Origin of the sequence: Vibrio sp. 10N.222.55.B11, from assembly GCF_041473705.1 — a bacterium.
Taxonomy (GTDB): domain Bacteria; phylum Pseudomonadota; class Gammaproteobacteria; order Enterobacterales; family Vibrionaceae; genus Vibrio; species Vibrio crassostreae_C.
This window is the reverse complement of record NZ_JBFRST010000102.1, coordinates 1-337: the sequence shown is the minus strand read 5'-3', so window position 1 is coordinate 337 and position 337 is coordinate 1. Positions and strand designations below refer to the sequence as shown.

Here is a 337-nt window from a genome sequence, read left to right as displayed (position 1 = left end):
CAGGGCAAGATTACGAAGCCCCTTGCCCTGCAAGGACTTGCGAAAGGTAAGCGTTATTGCGGTTCGCTTTTTTCTGCTTTCTTTTGATCCCTGCTTTGAAGCTGATTTCTTCCGTCAGCAGATTTAAAGCTATATGTCTTATAACTGCTAAATTCTCACCGGCTTGCTCTCGACGTATCCGACATTCATCTTTTTTAAAACCAACGTCTAATCGCCAGTGCATCTGATTTTCAATGCTCCAATGTGCTCGCGTGCTCTCTAGTAAAGCTTTAGCCGTTAGTTTTGCTGAGCTTATGTAGTGCTTGATTTGCATTGTTTCTGCTGGCTTATCACCTTC

The 337-nt window shown here is 43.6% G+C and carries 1 protein-coding gene; it reads right to left on the bottom strand.

Annotated elements, in window-relative coordinates:
- Positions 1 to 10 precede the first annotated feature (10 nt).
- A partial coding sequence (locus AB4503_RS24705; RefSeq protein WP_372115868.1) for an ISAs1 family transposase occupies positions 11 to 337 on the bottom strand: 327 nt, incomplete at its 5' end.